This window comes from Domibacillus iocasae, from assembly GCF_001750285.1.
In the GTDB taxonomy this organism is placed as follows: Bacteria; Bacillota; Bacilli; order Bacillales; family Domibacillaceae; genus Domibacillus; species Domibacillus iocasae.
On sequence record NZ_MAMP01000024.1, the window covers coordinates 50,380 to 71,182 of the forward strand.

The 20,803-nt window shown below is 45.0% G+C and carries 18 protein-coding genes; all 18 read right to left on the reverse strand.

Translation table 11 applies throughout. From position 1 onward, the window contains the following. Positions 1-58: 58 nt before the first annotated feature. Positions 59-1,150 carry a BMP family lipoprotein gene (locus tag BA724_RS14255; protein WP_069939349.1) on the reverse strand — a complete coding sequence of 364 codons (1,092 nt, stop codon included), beginning with the start codon at positions 1,148-1,150 and terminating at the stop codon, positions 59-61. A gap of 47 nt (positions 1,151-1,197) precedes the next feature. Then, positions 1,198-1,923, reverse strand: coding sequence for a GntR family transcriptional regulator (locus BA724_RS14260; RefSeq protein WP_069939350.1), 726 nt, complete (start codon positions 1,921-1,923; stop codon positions 1,198-1,200). A 265-nt stretch (positions 1,924-2,188) separates the two neighbouring features. After that, on the reverse strand, positions 2,189-4,471 hold the full coding sequence (locus BA724_RS14265; RefSeq protein WP_281182019.1) for an FtsK/SpoIIIE family DNA translocase: 2,283 nt from the start codon (positions 4,469-4,471) through the stop codon (positions 2,189-2,191). A gap of 102 nt (positions 4,472-4,573) precedes the next feature. After that, positions 4,574-6,241, reverse strand: a complete 1,668-nt coding sequence (locus BA724_RS14270; protein WP_069939351.1) for a ribonuclease J — start codon at positions 6,239-6,241, stop codon at positions 4,574-4,576. A gap of 311 nt (positions 6,242-6,552) precedes the next feature. Then, a complete protein-coding gene (dapA, locus tag BA724_RS14275; RefSeq protein ID WP_069939352.1) occupies positions 6,553-7,419 on the reverse strand; it encodes a 4-hydroxy-tetrahydrodipicolinate synthase in 867 nt (288 codons plus the stop codon). A gap of 42 nt (positions 7,420-7,461) precedes the next feature. Beyond that, positions 7,462-8,670 carry an aspartate kinase gene (gene dapG / locus BA724_RS14280; protein WP_069939353.1) on the reverse strand — a complete coding sequence of 403 codons (1,209 nt, stop codon included), beginning with the start codon at positions 8,668-8,670 and terminating at the stop codon, positions 7,462-7,464. Positions 8,671-8,710: 40 nt separating this feature from the next. Continuing rightward, the gene (gene asd / locus BA724_RS14285; RefSeq protein ID WP_069939354.1) at positions 8,711-9,763 is read right to left on the reverse strand and encodes an aspartate-semialdehyde dehydrogenase; all 1,053 of its coding nucleotides are present in this window, start codon (positions 9,761-9,763) and stop codon (positions 8,711-8,713) included. Positions 9,764-9,932: 169 nt separating this feature from the next. After that, complete coding sequence (locus BA724_RS14290; protein ID WP_069939355.1) at positions 9,933-10,538, reverse strand: dipicolinate synthase subunit B; 606 nt, start codon at positions 10,536-10,538, stop codon at positions 9,933-9,935. A 3-nt stretch (positions 10,539-10,541) separates the two neighbouring features. Beyond that, complete coding sequence (dpsA, locus tag BA724_RS14295) at positions 10,542-11,414, reverse strand: dipicolinate synthase subunit DpsA (protein WP_169818560.1); 873 nt, start codon at positions 11,412-11,414, stop codon at positions 10,542-10,544. Positions 11,415-11,519: 105 nt separating this feature from the next. After that, positions 11,520-12,761 (reverse strand): M16 family metallopeptidase, encoded by a 1,242-nt coding sequence (locus tag BA724_RS14300; RefSeq protein ID WP_069939790.1) that lies wholly within the window; start codon positions 12,759-12,761, stop codon positions 11,520-11,522. A 325-nt stretch (positions 12,762-13,086) separates the two neighbouring features. Continuing rightward, entirely contained in the window at positions 13,087-15,210 is a 2,124-nt protein-coding gene (gene pnp, locus BA724_RS14305; protein ID WP_069939357.1) for a polyribonucleotide nucleotidyltransferase, read from the reverse strand. Positions 15,211-15,298: 88 nt separating this feature from the next. Next, entirely contained in the window at positions 15,299-15,568 is a 270-nt protein-coding gene (gene rpsO / locus BA724_RS14310; protein ID WP_018392393.1) for a 30S ribosomal protein S15, read from the reverse strand. Positions 15,569-15,679: 111 nt separating this feature from the next. After that, positions 15,680-16,642 carry a bifunctional riboflavin kinase/FAD synthetase gene (gene ribF / locus BA724_RS14315; protein WP_069939358.1) on the reverse strand — a complete coding sequence of 321 codons (963 nt, stop codon included), beginning with the start codon at positions 16,640-16,642 and terminating at the stop codon, positions 15,680-15,682. Between the two features lie 17 nt (positions 16,643-16,659). Next, positions 16,660-17,556 carry a tRNA pseudouridine(55) synthase TruB gene (gene truB / locus BA724_RS14320; RefSeq protein WP_069939359.1) on the reverse strand — a complete coding sequence of 299 codons (897 nt, stop codon included), beginning with the start codon at positions 17,554-17,556 and terminating at the stop codon, positions 16,660-16,662. Positions 17,557-17,793: 237 nt separating this feature from the next. After that, complete coding sequence (rbfA, locus tag BA724_RS14325) at positions 17,794-18,144, reverse strand: 30S ribosome-binding factor RbfA (RefSeq protein ID WP_069939360.1); 351 nt, start codon at positions 18,142-18,144, stop codon at positions 17,794-17,796. A 24-nt stretch (positions 18,145-18,168) separates the two neighbouring features. Then, on the reverse strand, positions 18,169-20,178 hold the full coding sequence (gene infB / locus BA724_RS14330; RefSeq protein ID WP_069939361.1) for a translation initiation factor IF-2: 2,010 nt from the start codon (positions 20,176-20,178) through the stop codon (positions 18,169-18,171). Between the two features lie 38 nt (positions 20,179-20,216). Beyond that, positions 20,217-20,525: a YlxQ family RNA-binding protein gene (locus BA724_RS14335; RefSeq protein WP_069939362.1), complete on the reverse strand. Its 309-nt coding sequence runs from the start codon at positions 20,523-20,525 to the stop codon at positions 20,217-20,219. Between the two features lies 1 nt (position 20,526). After that, complete coding sequence (gene rnpM, locus BA724_RS14340; RefSeq protein WP_069939363.1) at positions 20,527-20,802, reverse strand: RNase P modulator RnpM; 276 nt, start codon at positions 20,800-20,802, stop codon at positions 20,527-20,529. Position 20,803 lies beyond the last annotated feature (1 nt).

Sequence of the window (20,803 nt, forward strand, 5' to 3'; positions counted from 1 at the left end):
GCACTCCCGTCATTTTTAAAAATAGATGCCGGCTGCAAACCGGCATCTATTGTATTGATTAGTTTCCGCCTGGTGCGGTTGGTACTTCTACTTCACCATTTTTAATTTTTTCTGTCCATTCTTTAACCGCTGCTTTCGATTCGTCTGTTAAGTTATCCTGTGTTGGCGCAATGCTTACACCACTCGCATCAAGACCATACTCAATCACTTCACCGCCAGGGAACTCACCGTTCATCGCTTTTGTTGCAACATCCTGCACAGCAAGGTCAACGCGTTTAACCATTGATGTTAACGTTACGTTCTTTTCTTCACCATTTACTGTTACTTTTCCTTCTTCTGCTTGGTCACGGTCAACACCAATAACCCATACTTCTTTTTCTGGATCTGTTTCTTTTAAGCTTTTTGCTTCCGCAAAGACACCGTTTCCTGTACCGCCTGCCGCGTGATAAATAATATCAACGCCTGAAGAGTACATCGCTGAAGCCATTTGCTGGCCTTTGTCCGCTTTGTCAAATGCACCGGCAAATTCAATTGCTACGTCTGCATCTGGATTAACCGCTTTGACACCTGCTTCAAAACCGCCGGCAAATTTATTGATTAAGTCACTTTCAATCCCGCCGATAAAACCGATTTTGTTGGATTTTGTTTGAAGACCTGCGACAACGCCGACCAGAAATGAACCTTCATGCTCTTTAAATGTGATGCTCGTTACGTTGTCAAGTCCTTCAACAACGTCATCGACGATTGCGAACTGGCTTTCTGTCCGTTGTTTCGCCACTTCTTCAATGGCCGGTTTTAGCTTGTAGCCAATTCCATATGTTAAATCAAATTCGTTTCGTACCGCTGTGTTTAAGTTAGTTTTATAGTCGGCATCACTTTTTGATTGAATGTAGTCATAACCGCCTGTTCCTTTTTGGAGACCATTTTCATCACCGAACGCCTGCAGTCCTTCCCAGGCAGATTGGTTAAATGATTTATCATCAACACCGCCAACATCTGTTACCATTGCAACAGTGAACTTGTCCGCTCCTTCGTCGCTGCTGCCACTGCCATTGTCAGTCGCTTCATCCCCACCACCGCCACATGCACCAAGAATCGTGCCTGCCGCCAGAACCATGGACATCGCAAAACCAAATTTACGTTTTTCCATTTGTTTACGCCCCCTATAAAATAGTTTAATTAACGTGAATGCTTCTCCTACATACGTCTGCGCAATACGTGAAAGCTGAACTTGTCCGCACGGAAATAATTGACCGAGTATAAAACCGGTACATCTTTTTCTGTGTAATGAAGCTGTTTTAGGGCAAGAAGTGCTGTTTCGGGTTCACATTCGAGAATCGGCGACACCTTTTCATGCCAGCCATAAGGTTCAATGTTGGCCACAGCATGTGAAATTGGATGCGCTGCATGCTCATCAAACAGTGTGAACAACGATTCTTGTCCTGCATCAAACTGCCCGGGAAATAACGCTTTCGGTATTTTATCAATGCAATACACGACCGGCACCCCGTTGGCAGTCCGCACCCGCTCAATTACCATCAGTTCCGCGTCCGGCGCACACGTTAGTCGGCGCGCATCCTCCTCAGTCGCCTGCATCACAGCGGACGAAAGAAAAATGGTGCCCGGTTCCATTCCCGCATTTATAATCATGTCCGTGACGCTGATCAGCTGCTCAATTCCAGACATAAATAATGGTTTGGAATGAACAAATGTGCCGACGCCATGGCGCCTGATAATCACATTTTCTTCTTCAAGTATACGGAGCGCTTCACGAAGGGTCGCTCTGCTGACACCAAGCTGTTTTGCAAGTTCAAATTCAGAAGGAAGTTTTTCTTTTTCTTTGTAGATTCCTTCTTCGATATCTTTTTTTAGTCGATCAATGACCTGGAGGTACAAGTGCCGGTTATCCTGCTTTATGGACATGAAATCATCACCACCTTTTCATTTCATTCGCATGAGACATCAGACCTCTGAGGTTTAACATTTACGCTAATTTCATTTAACATATCATTTTTTTAAATAATTGAAAAGATAATATTTAATTGAATAAATAATCAATTCATTAAATATTCTCCTTCCTGCACCATTATACAACTAAAGCAATAAGCGAAACAAAATCGCTTAAAACCAGATAAATAAGCTGCCTAAAAATTTTTTCAAAAAAAAGAACAGCATGCAGCTGTTCTTTTTAAACGGACTCATCAGATGGTTTTGGAATGAGGACAGTCCGCGGCTTGCTTCCTTCATACGGACCGATGACCCCTCTCATTTCCATCTCATCGATTAAACGCGCCGCCCGGCTGTACCCAATTCGGAAGCGCCGCTGCAGCATGGATACTGAAGCGGTCTGCATCTCAGAAATAAGCTGAACAGCGTCGTCATACAGTTCATCTTCTGACTGGCCGGTCGTTTCTGGAATATCTTCCGGAATCATCTCTTCCTGGTATTGCGCTTTTTGCTGGGAGATGACAAAATCAACGACATCCTCTACTTCCTCATCGGACAAAAAGGCCCCCTGTACCCGGACGGGTTTGACAGCACCAGAAGGATAAAACAACATATCTCCACGGCCGAGCAATTTCTCTGCGCCGCCCATGTCAAGAATCGTTCTGGAATCTGTCGCAGATGAAACAGAAAACGCGATACGTGATGGGATATTGGCTTTAATGATTCCTGTAATAACGTCAACGGATGGCCGCTGGGTTGCAATAATCAAATGAATACCGGCAGCGCGGGCCATTTGGGCCAGCCGTATAATGGAATCTTCCACGTCGCTTGATGCAACCATCATCAAGTCTGCCAGCTCGTCCACAATAACGACAATGTATGGCAAATGCGGCTGCTTTTCACCTGTTTCATTATTATGTTTCGTCACATGCCCATTGTAGCCTTCAATGTTGCGCGTTCCCGTATGAGAAAACAAATCATACCGACGCTCCATTTCCCCAACAACTTTTTTCAAAGCCTGCGATGCTTTCTTTGGATCGGTTACAACAGGGGCCAGCAGATGGGGAATACCGTTATAAACATTTAGCTCCACCATCTTCGGATCAATCATCATCATTTTGACTTCGTGTGGTTTAGCCCGCATTAAAATACTCGTAATAATACCATTAATACATACACTTTTTCCGCTTCCGGTCGCCCCGGCAACGAGTAAATGCGGCATTTTATTTAGTTCGGCGGCGATCGCTTCGCCGGTAATGTCACGACCAAGCGCTGCTAAAAGCTTTGATTCCTTTTTCTCATTCTGTTTTGCTTCAATCACTTCGCGGAAGCTGACCATCGCTACCTCGGCATTCGGCACTTCAATCCCAATGGCGGATTTTCCCGGTATCGGCGCTTCCATACGAATATCTTTTGCTGCCAATGCCAGCGCGAGGTCATCGGTCAGCCCGACAATTTTGCTTACTTTTACACCTGTATCAGGAAGTACCTCGTATTTCGTTACAGCCGGTCCAAGATGAATTTGCGTCACTTTTGCTTTTACTCCAAAGCTCTGGAACGTTTTTTCGAGCTTTTGAGCATTTTTTTGAATGTGTTTTTTTTCATTGCTTTGATCCGCCTGCTGCGGCTTTTGCAAAATGGAAGAAGGCGGCAGCTGATAAGCTGTGTTTTCTTCTTCTGTAAAAGATAAAACGGCCGGCTCTGTTTCTTGTGCCGCTTCTGATTCAACTTGTTTCGGTGCCTCAGCTGGTTCATCCACATATGCTTTTTCAGCAAAGCTTGAAATGACCGGTGCGGGTTCAGAGGATAGGACGTCCTCCTGAAAAGCTGGTGTCTGTTCTATTATTGCAGCCGGCTTTTCTTCTTCCGGCTGCTGTCGTTTTTTTTCTTCTTTTCGCTCTGACCATCGTTCTTTTACTTGCTGCCATGACTCACTCAGTTTTTCCCCTGACAATATTATGCTATGAACAGCTTTTTCAATGAGAGGCTTTCCACCAATCAGGGCAATGCCGGCAACAAGCAGCACCAGCATAAATATCCACGTTCCCGGGCGTCCAAACAGGAAGAAAAACAAGTGGAACAATGCACCGCCAATCATTCCGCCTCCAACGTCTGCACTCTGAATGCCTGAGACGCTTTGTTTATATAACAGCCACGTTTCGGCGGTGTAATTCGTGCCTTCTGACGGATTGGCAAACAACCGGATATGCAAAAACACAAGAAGGCTTGCAATGATAAACAGAAGCCCTGTAATCTTTTGTTTCCAAATCGGCGGCCGTTCTCTTTTAACGATCATGTAAAGTCCCATGCCGGCAAATCCGATCAGCCCAATTGCGTAAAGGGTGCCAAAGAAAAAAGAAGACGCTCCTTTGACCATTTCACCGGCCGCTCCTGTACCGAGCAACCCAATCGCACAAAAAGCAAGCAATAGGGCACCCACTCCTTGTATTTTCAGTGCGTCCATTTGTTTTTTTTCTTTATTTGTCCGGCGCCGGGCCGGTTTTTTTCGTTTTTTTTGTGCCACGTCGTCCACCCTAACATTTATGATCTTTAGACAATTGAAAGCAGCCAGTACTGGCTGCTTTCACATTATATCATATATCAACACATGGGAACATACGAGCGTTTATACTTCCATAATAATCGGCAAAATCATCGGACGGCGTTTCGTTTTTTCATGTAAAAACGAATTAAGCTGATCACGAATATCTTGTTTAATGCCTGACCATTCGAATGTTTCACCAGCCAGGTTTTTCTCGACGATGCTTGTCACAAGCTTGACGGAATCGTCAATGAGTTTTTCCGACTCCCGCACATAAACAAAGCCGCGTGAAATAATTTCTGGTCCCGCTACAATTTTCTTTTGTTTTTTGCTTAACGTAATAACAACAGTGAAAATCCCATCTTGCGACAACAGTTTCCGGTCGCGAAGAACGATATTGCCAACATCCCCTACACCAATCCCATCAATAAGCACATTGCCTGCTGTGACACGGCCGGCAGGGCGCATTTGACTGTTTTTAAATTCAATGACATCGCCTTTTTCCGGGATATAAATATTTTCTTTCGGAACACCTGTCATTTCAGCTAGCTTTTTATGGGCTTTCAGCATGCGGTATTCACCCTGAATCGGAATAAAAAACTTAGGCTTCATTAAGTTCAGCATAAATTTCAAGTCTTCCTGTGACCCGTGTCCGGAAACGTGCACACGGCGGCTGCCGGTTAACACATTTGCGCCGGCACGGTAAAGCAAGTTGACGGTTTTTGCCATAAGGAGCTCCAGCCCAGCTGAAGGAGTCGCTGTAATCAGTACCGTATCGCCTTCTTTAATCTTCACATGACGGTTCGTTCCTTTCGCCATCTTTTGAAGCGCTTCGATCGGTTCACCTTGCACGCCAGTCGCTAAAATAACGACTTCATGATCCGCGTGCTTGCTGATTTCATTTAAATTTATTAATATATCATCTTCTACATGCAAATATCCAAGCCGGATCGCGATATCATTTACGCGCTGAATGCTTTTTCCGCTTACGGCTACTTTACGACCGTTTTCATAAGCTGCATCAAATACCTGCTGCATCCGAATCAAATTGGACGCAAACAGCGAGACAATAATCCGGCCATGAGCAGAGTGAAACGCATCAGACAATTGAGAAGCGATAACCGCTTCTGACGTCGTATGTCCCGGACGCTCTGCTTCTGTAGAGTCGGAAAGCAAGGCAAAGACGCCATTTTTGCCAAGTGCCGCCATTTTACTAATATCAGGTGCGTAATGGCCTTTTGCGCTTTGATCAAATTTAAATTCACCCGTATGCACAATTGCGCCTTCTGACGTATGAATCGCCACGCCGACGGAATCCGGAATGCTGTGTGTTGTCCGGAAAAACGTTACGTCTGCATGATCAAACCGCAGCTTTGACTCTGAGTGAATGTTGTAAAATTTCACATCTTCTTTCACGTTTTCTTCACGCAGGCGCATTTTCGCAAGGGCCAGCGTCAATTTTGTTCCATATACAGGCGCCTGCACTTTTTTCAGTACATATCCGAGCGATCCAAGTGCGTCTTCATGGCCGTGTGTAAGGAAAATGCCTTTTACCCGTTCTTTGTTTTCTTCCAAGTACGTAATATCCGGAATGACAATGTCAATGCCGAGCATTTCGTTCTCTGGAAACATGAGTCCGGAATCGATCACAAAAATATCTTGATCCACTTCCACAACTGTCATGTTTTTTCCGATTTCTCCAACTCCACCGAGCGGAATGATTTTAATTAACTCGTTTGTTCTCTTGCTCACATTATTTCCTCCTAAACATTTAAGAAACCCGATCCACACATTACGTCTATTATAAGCGATGGAGAAAATGAAAGCCAATACTATCTGACTTGAATTTAGAAAAGCGAGAGGACCCTGCCCGTCGGCGTCCAGTATATGAGGAGCAATGGCGAAGGCTTAGAAGGGGCAATGGAGCCGCCGCATCGTGCCATTGTGCTTCAAAGCTTCCACATCCTGTCGCATTTGTAGCCTTCAATGACTTCCTGAAGCTGAACACATTTGAAAATGAAAAAGCCGGTTTCTGCAGACCTGCTGCAAAACCGGCTTTTCTTTTAAAGCAGTGTAGATAAAATAGTGCGTTCTTCTTCTGTTAATGGAATGAGTGGCAAACGGACGCCGCCGACATCCAATCCTTTCATCTGAAGCGCTGTTTTAACCGGCACCGGGTTTGGTGCAGCAAACAGCCCGCGGAAAAGTGGAAGAAGGCGTTGATGAATGGATGCTGCCGCCTGGATATCGCCGCTTAAAAAGGCATTCACCATTTCTTTCATTTCATTGCCTGCCACATGGGATGCTACTGAAATAATACCTGTGCCGCCAATAGAAAGAATTGGCAATGTCAAGCCGTCATCTCCACTGTATACGAGAAAGTCTTCTTCTGTATTGGCAATAATTTCAGTAATAATGTCCATGCTGCCGCTTGCTTCTTTCGTCGCCATAATATTCGGCACTTCGTTTGCAAGGCGGATCGTCGTTTTCGGCTCGATCAAAATAGATGTCCGGCCTGGAATATTGTAAATCATGACTGGAAGCTTGGTGGATTCCGCAATGATTTTAAAGTGCTGAAATAACCCTTCCTGACTCGGCTTATTGTAGTATGGTGCAACGAGCATAATTGCATCTACACCTGCTGCTTCGGCTTTTTTCGTCAGTTCAATCGATGACCGCGTATTATTGCTTCCTGTACCGGCAATAACCGGAATACGGCCTTTTACGGTTTTTACTGTATGCTGAAAAAGAGCTATTTTTTCTTCAGAAGTAAGGGTTGGTGATTCGCCGGTCGTGCCTGCTACGACGAGCGAGTCTGTTCCAGTTTGAATTAAATGTTCAATCAGCTGTGTGGTTTTTTCGAAATCAATGTTTCCTTTTGAGTCAAACGGCGTCACCATTGCCGTCGACAACCGGCCGAAAGAAATCATGTGCAATCGCCTCCTAATTCCGGCTTCCTAAATCTATTCAGCCTATTCATTTATTTGTTGAAGTAAAAATGTATCGTGTAGTGCATTGACAGCAGCCGGCATCTGTTTTTCTTTGACAAGAACCCAGATCGTTGTATGACTGTCAGCCGATTGCATAATATTAATTCCATGGGCAGCCAGCGCCGAAACAATTTTTGATGTAACGCCTGGAACACCCGTCATACCAGCTCCCACCACTGATACTTTTGCACAATCCGGATCAATGATCGGAGTATAACCGCTTTCTTCTAAACGTTGTTTAGCTTTTGAGGCATCGCAATCAGCAACCGTGTACGTAACACGATCTTCAGAAATATTAATAAAGTCAACACTGATTCCTTCTGCTGCCATTAATTGAAAAATGTGGGCTTGTTCTTCTGTCTGCACCCTGATCCGCGTAATGCCGGTCACATGGGCAATACCTGTTACGAGCCGATCCCGTGTATCAGATCCGCGATTTTCATCCGGTAAAGACGTCACAAGTGTACCCGTTTCTTCTGAATACGTAGATCGAATACGCAGCGGCACTTTCGCCTGCATGGCAATTTCTACTGCACGCGGATGAATGACTTTTGCTCCTTGGTACGCCATATTGCATACTTCTGTGTACGTCACAACGGATAATGGGCGTGCATTTTCGGCAATCCGCGGATCCGCCGTCATAATGCCGTTTACGTCCGTGAAAATGTCGATAAAATCAGCTTGCAAAGCCGCACCAAGTGCAGCAGCAGATGTATCACTGCCGCCTCTTCCTAATGTCGTTACTTCACCCGATTTGGATGCACCTTGAAATCCTGCAACGACAACGACATCACAAGCTTCAAATTCCTTCAGCAATCTGGACGTTTCGACCTTGACAATTTTAGCGTTCATATGATCATGATCTGTGACAAAACCAGCCTGACTACCTGTCAATGCAACAGATGATAATCCGTTTTCTTTCAACATAGCTGAAAAAACGAGGCTGGAAATAAGCTCACCCGTTGACATGAGCAAATCGGTTTCTCGTTTCGTCAGCGTACCGCCTCCGCTTCCTGCAAGCGAAAGAAGCGTATCCGTCGCATACGGATCGCCTTTCCGCCCCATTGCAGAGACCACAACAACTACTTTATATCCTTCGCGGACTGCGCGCTGTACGTGAACGAGAGCACTCAAACGTGACTGCTCATCACGTACAGACGTGCCGCCGAATTTTTGAATGATAATGTTCAACCTATACACCTGGCTTTCTCGATTAGGAGTGACAGCCGGCTTATTTTTCTGTAACAATCCCCATCTCAATTAACGTTTCAGCGATCTGCACAGAATTCCAAGCTGCTCCCTTTAACAGATTATCAGAAACAACCCACATATGAAAACCATTATCTGTATTCAGATCTTTACGAATCCGTCCGACAAATGTATCATTTTTGCCGACGCAATCTGCCGGCATCGGATAAATTTGTTCAGATGGATTATCCTGCAGCACAACGCCCGGGGCATCCTTCAACAAGCCTTGAATGTCGGCCGCTGTCAAACCGCCTTTTTCTGTTTCAATATAAAGAGATTCGGAGTGCCCTGTCGCCACTGGCAGACGAACACACGTCGCTGCTACTGGCAAATCTTCCATATGCATAATTTTTTTCGTTTCGTTGATCATCTTCATTTCTTCATATGTGAAGCCATTGTCCTGGAATTTATCAATTTGCGGAATCGCGTTAAAAGCAATTTGGTAATGTTTTTTATCGCTGCCGACCGGCAAAATTTGCGGTTCAAATGGCTCATTGTTAACAATTGCCTTTGTTTGTCTGTAAAGTTCTTCAACCGCTTTCGCACCTGCGCCTGATACCGCCTGGTACGTAGAAACGATGACTTTTTTCAGCCCAAAAGCTTTTCGGATCGGCTCAAGCGCAACGAGCATTTGAATCGTTGAGCAGTTTGGGTTGGCAATGATTCCATTATGAGCACGCAAATCTTCTTTATTCACTTCCGGTACAACAAGCGGCACATCTGGATGCATACGGAATGCGCTTGTATTGTCAATGACAATTGCACCGCGTTTTGCCGCTTCTGGCGCCAACGCTTCAGACACACTTCCGCCAGCAGAAAACAGGGCAATATCAATGCCTTCAAAGCTTTCAGGCTTTGCTTCTTGAATCATTACATCCTCGCCTCTAAAAGAAACGGTTTTTCCCGCTGAACGGGCGGATGAAAGAAGCGTCAACGCCTTAATCGGGAAATTGCGCTCTTCCAATGTTTTTAACATTTGCTGCCCGACCGCTCCCGTCGCCCCGACGACGGCTACGTGAAAACCTTTGTTACTCATGTAAATCTTCCCCTTCCAGAATAAAAAGTTCATCTTTTTGTATAAAGATACGCTGTCGAATAAAAGTGAATGTTGAGATAAGTATCTTGATACTGATAATAGCATTATTTTAACACAATAAAGTGTGATGAAAAGAAGAAAATCAATTGCTGGCAAAAAAAGCAGTCATTTAACCCGTGATATGTGGATATTCTTTTAACAGCGGCTGGATTTGTTGATGCAATAGCGCCTTTGAAACTGTCTCAGGAATTAAATCCATGATGGCGACAAGAGAGTTTGGCTTGTTATAAGGATCATCCTGGCCAAGCGGAACAAAATAAATATTTTTCATATTTAACAGTTTCATCACATTTTGGCTGTTTAATCCAAGTGCATCATTTGTTGAAATAGCCAAGACGACGGGGCTCCCATTGCGAAGTGTTGCTTTCGCAGCCATTAATACAGGTGAGTCTGTTGCCGCATTGGCAAGTTTGCTGATCGAGTTTCCGGTCATCGGCGCAATCACCATGCAATCAACTGGAATTTTTGGTCCAAGCGGTTCTGCATCTTGAATCGTCGAAATAGCTTTCCGGCCTGTTACTTCTTCTACTTTTTTCAGCCATTCCCCCGCTGCTCCAAACCGGCTTGCTTCTTTTTGAACGGTGTTTGTTGCAACAGGCACAACATCTGCACCTAATTCCTTTAATTTCGCAACGACTGGCACAATCTCTTCAAACGTACAATGCGAGCCCGTTAAGCCAAACCCGATCCGCCGTCCTTTTAAAGGTTGATCCACGCCTTACAATCCCCTTTCTTTTTTCCATTCCTTCACTGCACCTATCAACACGTGCCCAAGTATTTCTCCAGCTGTTTTTGGCGCTATTTTGCCTGGCAGACTAAGCGCGTGAATCACTTGAATGCCCGCTTTTTCAGCCGCTTCAAAATCTGTTCCACCCGGCTCAGACGCAAGATCGATAATCATAGACGCTGGATTCATCCGGGCAAGAATAGCTTCTGTAAGGATCAAAGCTGGTACTGTATTGATGATCACGTCAGCATATTCAATTTCGTCTATTATACTTTCCATATAAATAGGATGCAGGTTCATTTCTTTTGCTCTGGCAAACTTCCCTGTCTCTCTTAATGCTGTAGTGACGCGGGCACCTACTTTATGGAATAAATGTGCCGTTGTCGTGCCGACGCGGCCAAACCCTATGACCATAACGTTAGCGCCATGGATGGTGTGATTTGTTTTTTGCATCGCAATCATCAGTGCCCCTTCAGCCGTCGGGATCGAATTTAAGATCGCCGCATCTTCTCTTTCAAAAATGTAGAGAACATCGCGCTGCACGATGCTTTTTAAAACTGGAGTCGCAATCCCGCTGATTATAATGCAGTCTTCTGATAACGATTCGGCTATCTCTTTCGTCATAAAAAGCGGTTTTGACGAAAACGGGGCATCAACAACCCCTCCTTTTTTCACACCAGATACCGGTAACACAAACAGGTCCATTGACTTATAGGACAGGTCTTCATTTTTAATGACTTGTGCACCCATCAATTCGTTTTCCGCTTGATCAAATCCAGCCATATACACGTGGATGCCGCTTTCCATTAATAGGCGGCCCACTTCAATCTGCCTGGCATCTCCGCCAAAAATTAATGCGTTCACCTTCATCTCCTCCAATTGCGGCCTATTCTTTTTATTGTATGAATTGCAATATCCGCTGTGCATTCTGATTTTGGCAAAAAAAAAAGAATCCGCCAAAAAGGGGATTCAAATTACAGCCGTTTTTGGCCACTTGCCGTCGGGGCTGATAAGTGAAGCTGAGAACGGTTTATCAAATAGTTTTTTTGCCAGTTCATCTACGCGCTCTTTTGTCACATTGTCAATGAGTGATACCACTTCATCTAGTGTACGGTGGCGCTTTAAAAGCAGTTCATTTTTCCCGTTGCGGCTCATCCGGCTGTTTGTGCTCTCCAGGCTGAGCATTAAGCTGCCTTTTAACTGTTCTTTGCTGTTATGAAGTTCTTTTTCCGTGATGCCTTCTGTCTTCACAAGATCAATCGATTCAATAATGGTCGCGTATAATTCATCCAGTTGTTCAGCACCTGTGCCGCCATAAAACGTTATGAGGCCCGTATCTTTATAAGAAGAATGATAAGAATAGACCGAATACGCAAGGCCGCGCTCTTCACGAACTTCCTGGAATAGACGGCTCGACATGCTTCCGCCAATAATATTGTTCATCACAATTAAATTGTAAATGTCTTTATCCCCTATAGAAATGCCTTCATAACCGAGACATAAATGTGCTTGTTCTGTTTCTTTTGATCGTGATTTTTTTTCATAGTAAAAATCAGAAACGTTCTCCATGATCGCTGCTTTGCCGCCTTCATATTCACCAAATAACGCTTCTGCTTTCTTGATAATATCTTCTGTAATGTTTCCGGCGATTGAAATAACAACCCGATCCGGTGTATACATGTTATACATATAGTCTTTTAGCGTATCCCGCGTAAATGAAGATAATGTTTCTTCTGTACCTAAAATAGGCAAGCCGAGTGGGTGGCTGCCATACGCAGCGCTGCTAAGCAAATCATGAACGATATCATCCGGCGCATCTTCGTACATTTTGATTTCCTCTAAGATAACATTCCGCTCTTTTTCAAGCTCTTCACTGTCAAATTTCGAATGGAAAAACATATCCGCAAGTACATTTAACGCATGGTCCGCATGATTGTCAAGTACTTTTGCATAATAGCATGTATATTCCTTCGACGTAAAGGCGTTTACTTGCCCGCCAATGCTGTCAAAACTTTCAGCAATTTCTTTCGCGCTTAATGTATCTGTGCCTTTAAAAAACATATGCTCAAGAAAGTGTGACACACCGTTTAATTCTGGTGATTCGTCGCGTGAACCTGTCGCAATCCAGATCCCGATAGCAGCGGAGCGGACAGTCGACATCTCTTCTGTGACAATCGTCACACCATTCTTGCACGTAAATCGTTTTATCAACGTAATCATATCCTCCTAATTTCTGTTTCACCTGGTTGACAGCGGTATAATATCAATGAATAACAATACCACATTTTGCTTTTAAAAGCTAGAACAAAAGCGCAAGTGCCCTCTTTAGCACCACATGGACTGGAGCGCTCCGCTCGGGGGATAAAAAGATCAAAGGCCAGAAACACGGCATTGCGCCGCCCTCAATTCGATGTTGACTTATCGCAAGGGGGAAAGTGAAGTACACGAGGCGCTAGGGTGCTGGGGCTAGGCGTAGATATACTTTCTTATAAAATAAAAAAAGCGGTGACTCTAAATGGAGCCTCCGCTTTTCATCTTATTGCTGCTGTTTAGCCGCCTCTTCTTTTTCGCGCTGTTCTTTTAAAACAGCCTTTCTTGATACGTTTACACGGCCTTGATTGTCGATCGCAATTACTTTTACGAGGAATTCATCGCCCATTTTCAAAACGTCCTCTACTTTACCGACCCGCTCTTCTGCCAGTTCGGAAATGTGAACAAGACCGTCTTTCCCTTTAAACAATTCAACGAAAGCACCGAATTTTTCAATTCGTTTTACTTTCCCCATGTAAAGTTCGCCGACCTGCACTTCACGCACGATGTCTTCAATAATTTTCTTTGCACGTTCGTTATCCTCTTGATTAATGGATGAAATAAAGACCGTTCCATCCTGCTCAATGTCAATTTTAACGCCCGTTTCTTCGATGATTTTATTGATTTGTTTACCGCTCGGCCCAATGACATCACGGATTTTATCCGGATTAATCGTCATTGTCGTAATTTTCGGCGCGTAAGCCGACAATTCATTGCGCGGTGTATCAATAACAGACAGCATATGCTCTAAAATGTGCATTCTTCCTTCTTTTGCCTGCTGCAGGGCTTCTTCTAAAATTTGGCGGCTTAAGCCGTCAATTTTAATATCCATTTGCAGAGCTGTGACACCTTTAGCTGTACCAGCGACTTTAAAATCCATGTCACCAAGGTGGTCTTCCATTCCTTGAATGTCAGATAACACAGTATAATGCTCACCGGACTTTACAAGACCCATGGCAATACCAGCTACTGGTGCTTTAATCGGTACACCGGCATCCATCATCGCCATCGTACTTGCACAAATACTTGCCTGTGAAGATGATCCGTTTGATTCAAGCACTTCAGATACGAGACGAATCGTATATGGAAAGTCTTTTTCATCCGGGATGATCGGATAAAGCGCACGTTCGCCAAGTGCCCCGTGCCCGATTTCGCGGCGGCCCGGTGCGCGAAGAGGGCGTGTTTCTCCTACACTGAATGAAGGGAAATTATAATGGTGCATAAACCGTTTTGATTCTTCTGTTCCGAGGCCGTCCAAAATTTGAACGTCTCCTAATGCGCCAAGTGTTGCGATGCTGAGCACCTGCGTTTGCCCGCGTGTAAACATAGCAGATCCGTGCGTACGCGGAAGCAATGTTGTTTCGGACGCAAGTGGACGGATTTCATCAATTTTACGGCCGTCCGGACGGATTTTTTCTACGGTAATTAACCGGCGGACTTCTTCTTTGACCATTTTTTCAAGAATAGCTGACGCTTCACCGAGCGATTCTTCTTCGCCTTCTGAAACAAGCGCTTCTTTTACCGTGTTTTTCACTTCGGTGATCGCTTCTTCACGTGCATGCTTTTCAACGGTTTGAATAGCTTGTTTCATATCGGCTTCACACATCGCGCGAATTTTCGCTTCCAGTACTTTATCGTTTTCGTAAAGAACAACTTCGCGTTTTTCTTTGCCGAATGCTGCGACAATTTCTTCCTGGAATGCAATTAACCGTTTAATTTCTTCGTGGCCGAACATAATCGCTTCAAGCATCACTTCTTCCGGCACTTCATCTGCTCCGGCTTCAACCATGTTGATCGCTTCTTTCGTACCGGCAACCGATAAATCAATATCACTTTTTTCCTGCTGCTCAACAGTTGGGTTAATGACAAAATTGCCATCGATACGGCCAACGTTTACACCAGCAATTGGACCTTCAAATGGAATGTCTGATACAGACAGTGCCAACGAAGAGCCAAACATCGCAGCCATTTCAGATGAACAGTTTTGATCTACGCTCATCACCATACTGATTACTTGAATTTCGTTACGGAAACCATCCGGGAAAAGAGGACGGATCGGACGGTCAATTAACCGGCTCGCCAGCGTCGCTTTTTCACTTGGACGTCCTTCCCGCTTAATAAATCCGCCTGGAATTTTACCGGCAGCGTAAAGACGTTCTTCATAGTTTACCGTTAATGGAAAGAAGTCCACTGCTTTTGGTTCCTTTGAAGCTGTTGCAGCACTTAATACAACGGTCTCGCCATAGCGAATAAGCGCTGAACCATTGGCCTGCTTCGCGATTTGCCCAACTTCAACAGTCAGTTCGCGTCCTGCCCAGTCGATGGAAAATGTTTGTTTTCCCTGCTCCATTTGGTTGCACCTCTCTTTATTTCAAAAGTTATTTAAAAAATGTTTTTTTCCTAACAAAAAAGCGGGAAAAATCCCGCTTTATCGTGAATTATCGGCGCAAACCGAGCTTTTGGATCAACTCGCGGTAACGGGCTACATCCTTATTACGAAGGTATGAAAGCAGGTTACGGCGGCGGCCGACCATTTTCAATAGACCGCGACGTGAATGGTGGTCTTTTTTATGAGTACGTAAGTGGTCATTCAACGTGTTGATTTGTTCAGTCAATACAGCGATTTGCACTTCTGGAGATCCAGTGTCGCTTTCGTGTGTTCTGTACTCCTGAATTAGTTCGTTTTTGCGTTCTTGTGATAATGCCATTTTGTGTTTCCTCCTTTAAATGTGGTTCATCCCCGTCAGCCGAGCACGCGTTGGAGAAGCGCAATGCCAAGCAGCGGTTCAAAATGTCAAGCACTGTATATTATACGAAACTTAACATCTTTCGTCAAGGCGTTTGCTGTCGAAGAATTGGGCTGCCGCTTCTTTATCCCGTTCAATTTGAGCAGCAAGTTCTTCAATTCCATTGAATTTTTGTTCACCACGAAGCCGGATAAACCAGTCTACTTCCACTTCTTCACCATAAATGTCTCCAGTGTAATGAAAAATATGCACTTCAATGGATAACACCGGCTTGTCCGGACTTTTAAATGTCGGTCGGTACCCGACATTGCACACTCCTTCGTGCCACCTATTCTGCACACGAATTCTCACAGCGTATACGCCGGTGAGCGGCAAGAAATAATCATCGTCCGGTTCAATATTTGCGGTTGGGAAACCCATTTTCCGTCCGCGCTTATCACCATGAATAACCGTTCCGCGCATTCGGTAAGGCCGGCCAAGTAAATCTGACGCATCGCGGACGAGACCCTCTGCCAATAGTTCTCTTACTTTTGTCGAACTGACTTTTTCTTTTTCAAATTCCAGCTTCTCAACCGATGTAAACGTGAACTCGCCACGCGAATGAAACATTAACGTCTCCATCGTTCCTTTTCCAAGCCTTCCATATGTGAAATCAAAGCCCGCAATCACGTGTTTAACATTCAAGCCAATTATGTATTCGTCAACGAATTGCTGCGGCTCAAGCGCTGCAAAATCTGATGTAAACCGGACGACAAACAGATAATCGATTCCGAGTTCTTCAATAAGCCGCTTTTTTTCTTCAAGCGGTGTAATGTGGCGAATGTGCCGGTGTTTTCTGCCGAGAACGACAGATGGATGGGGATCGAATGTCATGACGGCGCTTTTCCAGCCGTGTTGATCTGCCGTTTTTTTTGCTGCCGCGATTACCTGCTGATGGCCTTTATGTACACCATCAAAAAATCCGAGCGCGAGCGCTGTCGGTTTATAATCCTCTTTTTCGCGCCTATGGGGATGGCTCAGCATGATAACATCCATATTTCACACCTGTCTTTCTACAATTGTGGCATTACTTTAACCGGCTTGATTTTTCCCTTTTTTTCAGGATGAAGCCGGTAAATCGCCAAAAGCTCACTGTTCAAATAAACAGCGGCTTCTGCTTCTCCGGCTGGCCACTCATCAGGCACCGGCAGTACTGCTCCGTTTTTTATCATTAATGCTACTGTATCATTTACATGCCACTTCGGCAAATGGGAAACAGCGACTTCAACCGGCTTCAATACCTCTTCAGGTAAAGATTCTGCCAGTTCCGCTAAGGTTACGCAGTCTTCCTGACTAAAACCGCCTGAATGTGTTCGAACGAGACGGGACATATGAGCCGGATAACCAAGCTTTTCGCCGATCATCACAGCCAGAGTCCGAATATATGTGCCTTTTCCGCAACTAATCCGAATTGAAAAGCGGACACTTTTTTCATCTTGCTCAACCGGACTGATTTGTTCGATGCTGTAAATCGAAACAATCCGGGACGGACGCTCAACGATTTCACCTGCACGTGCATATTCATATAAACGCCTGCCGTTTACTTTCACAGCAGAATACATAGGCGGTGTTTGTTCAATCTTACCCGTTAAGCTTTGAAAAACATGTGATAAGTCTGTTTCATTAATCGGTTTTTCAATCGGTTTTGAATTAATAACGGCACCTGATGCATCTTCCGTTTCTGTTGATGTACCGATTGTCACCTCCGCTTCATACGTTTTTCCGCTGTCCGTAATGTATTCCGCGAGTCTCGTCGCGTTCCCGATACAAAGGGGAAGCACTCCTTCTACATCCGGATCAAGTGTGCCCGTATGGCCGACCTTTTTTGTTTTAAGAATTTTGCGTGTTTTAAATACACAGTCATGTGAGGTCATGCCTTTTTCTTTCCAAAGTGGTAAAATGCCATTCATTCTGTATTCCTCCTTTTAGGATAAAAAAAAGACGCCTGATGAAGCAGCGGAAAAACTCCGCCGCTTTTCATGGCGCCTTTCTTTATCCCGCATTAACGGGCAGTAAAAACCCCTCCTCAATCTTATAAGTCAATCGAAGAAGATAAGTAGGCGTTCAACTGCCCGTAAAAGCCCGATTCGTTCATCTAACCATCAGTGGAGGATGAGAAAACCACCACTGGTGGAAGATTCACTTTATTACGATGGGTCGGAATCTTTAAGTTCTCTTAGAAGCGTATCAATTTTATTCCCATACGCAACTGACTCGTCAAATTCAAACATAAGCTCCGGTGTTTTCCGAAGGCGGATACGAGCTCCAAGCTCTGAGCGGATAAATCCTTTTGCTTTTGCCAGTGCTTTTAGGGTACCTTCCCGTTCTTCTTCGCCGCCAAGCACCGTAATATATACGGTTGCCTGCTGCAGGTCACCGGTTACTTCCACATCTGTTACCGTTAAAAATCCAATGCGTGGATCTTTCACTTTACGGCTTAAAATTTCTGTTAATTCTTTTTTCATTTGCTCTGCAACACGATTTGAACGCATAGACATACTTTTCACTCCTTCAAGCGAAGGTTACTTGCGCTCGATTTCCTGCTCGATGAACGCTTCAATAATATCGCCTTCTTTAACATCATTGAAACCACGAATGGTAATTCCGCACTCATAGCCTTGCGCTACTTCTTTTGCATCATCTTTAAAGCGTTTCAGTGCATCGACTTCGCCTTCAAAAATAACGATGCCGTCACGGATCAAGCGGACGCCTGAATCGCGTGTAATTTTACCTTCTGTTACATAGCTTCCCGCAATCGTGCCGATTTTAGACACTTTAAACGTCTGGCGTATTTCTGCCTGCCCGATAATTTTTTCTTCAAACTCAGGATCAAGCATGCCTTTCATCGCCGCTTCGATTTCTTCGATGACTTTGTAAATAATACGGTGCAGACGCACTTCTACTTCTTCCACTTCTGCTGTACGCTTCGCATTTACATCTGGACGAACGTTAAACCCGATCACGATCGCATTTGAAGCCGATGCCAAAATAATGTCGGATTCTGTAATCGCGCCGGCACCTGTATGAATGATTTTCACGTTAACGCCTTCCACTTCAATTTTTTGAAGAGCAGCCGCTACCGCTTCAACCGAACCTTGAACATCTGCTTTTAAGACGATGTTCAAATCCTTCATTTCGCCTTGTTTCATATGTTCAAATAAATTATCAAGACTGACTTTTGTTTTCTCGCTGCGCTGCGCCTGAAGTGCATCTTGGGCGCGGGATTCACCGATTTGACGTGCTGTTTTTTCATCTTCAAACACGACGAAACGGTCACCGGCAAGCGGCACCTCATTTAATCCAGTAATTTCAACCGGCGTAGATGGGCCTGCTGTTTTCACCCGGCGGCCAATGTCATTTACCATCGCACGGACACGGCCAAACGTGTTTCCGACTACAATTGGATCTCCAACATTCAATGTACCATTTTGAACAAGCAATGTTGCCACAGAGCCGCGGCCTTTGTCAAGCTCGGCTTCAATAACTGTACCCATTGCTTTTCGTTTCGGATCGGCTTTTAATTCTTCTACTTCCGCGACGAGAAGAATCATTTCAAGTAATGTATCGATTCCTTCCCCATGTTTTGCTGAAAGCGGAACGAAAATTGTTTCGCCGCCCCACGCTTCCGGTACAAGTCCATGCTCAGTCAATTCCTGCATGACACGATCCGGGTTGGCTGCCGGTTTATCAATTTTATTCACCGCCACGATAATCGGTACTTCAGCCGCTTTCGCGTGATTGATTGCTTCAACGGTTTGCGGCATTACTCCATCATCCGCTGCAACAACTAGAATCGTAATATCTGTTATTTTCGCTCCGCGCGCACGCATGGTAGTAAAAGCTGCGTGGCCTGGTGTATCAAGGAACGTAATTTTCTTCCCGTTCGTTTCCGCCTGGTAAGCCCCGATATGCTGCGTGATACCGCCTGCTTCGCCTTCTGTTACTTTTGTGTTGCGTATTGAGTCAAGAAGCGTTGTTTTCCCGTGGTCAACGTGACCCATGATCGTTACGACTGCTGGACGTTCAATCGCATTATCATCCGCCTCTTCTTCTTCAAAATACGTTTCAAGATCCGCTTTATCGATTAAGATTTCTTCTTCTACTTCTACGTTAAACTCGCCTGCCACAAGTTCAATGGCATCTTTGTCAAGCTCCTGGTTGATGGTTGCCATCACGCCGAGCATAAATAACTTTTTAATAACCTCAGATGGTTCCACGTTCATTTTCTTCGCCAGCTCTCCTACTGTCAACGAGCCGGAGAATACGATTTTTTCTGGAATTTCTTTCTTTTTCACCGGAATTGGTTGTTTCGGAGCTCCTTTACGCTGCCCAGAACGCCCTTTTCCACGTGGTCCGCCGTTAATGCCGCGTGAACCTGGTCTTGAAGCGCCGCCGCTGCGGGCACCACCGCCTTGTCCGCCGCCTTGTTTTTGCTGGCCCGGCTTAGAGCCCGTTGGCTTCGGCTTTGCCGGTCCACGGTTTCCCGCCGGCTTATTAGTAGTAGATTGTTGATTATTCGGTTTATTATTCAAATTTGAACAGCCTCCTTGTCATAACAGCTTGTCAACTGTTATTCCCCATCGATAAGCGTTTTGAGCTTTTTAGCAAAACCGGCGTCTGTCACGGCGACCACAACACGCGCTTCTTTGCCAATGGCCTGTCCGAGCACTTCACGATTCTCTACGCGACGAACCGGTACTTTGTAAAAAGCCGCTTTATCCGTTATTTTCTTTTCTGTATTGCGTGATGCATCTTCTGATAATAAAATCAGCTTTGCGCTGCCACGCTGAATTTCTTTTACGGTCATTTCTTCACCAGTAATGAGCTTTCCGGCACGGTTTGCAAGACCGAGAAAAGATGCCCATGGATGCGCCGCCATGTTAGCTGCTGCCTTTCATAACAAGATCAAGCAGTTCATCATAGATCGATGGCGGAATATCCGCGCTGAGCTGCCGCGCAAGCACATTTTTCTTTTTGGCCGCTTCAACCGCTTCTTTCGTTTTGGAGACATATATGCCGCGTCCCGATTTTTTGCCAGTCGGGTCTACGGACACCTCGCCTTCTTTTGAACGAACGATGCGGATCATCTCCTTTTTCGGCTTCATTTCACCTGTTGCCGCACATTTTCTAAGCGGAACCTTTTTAGGTACTGGCATT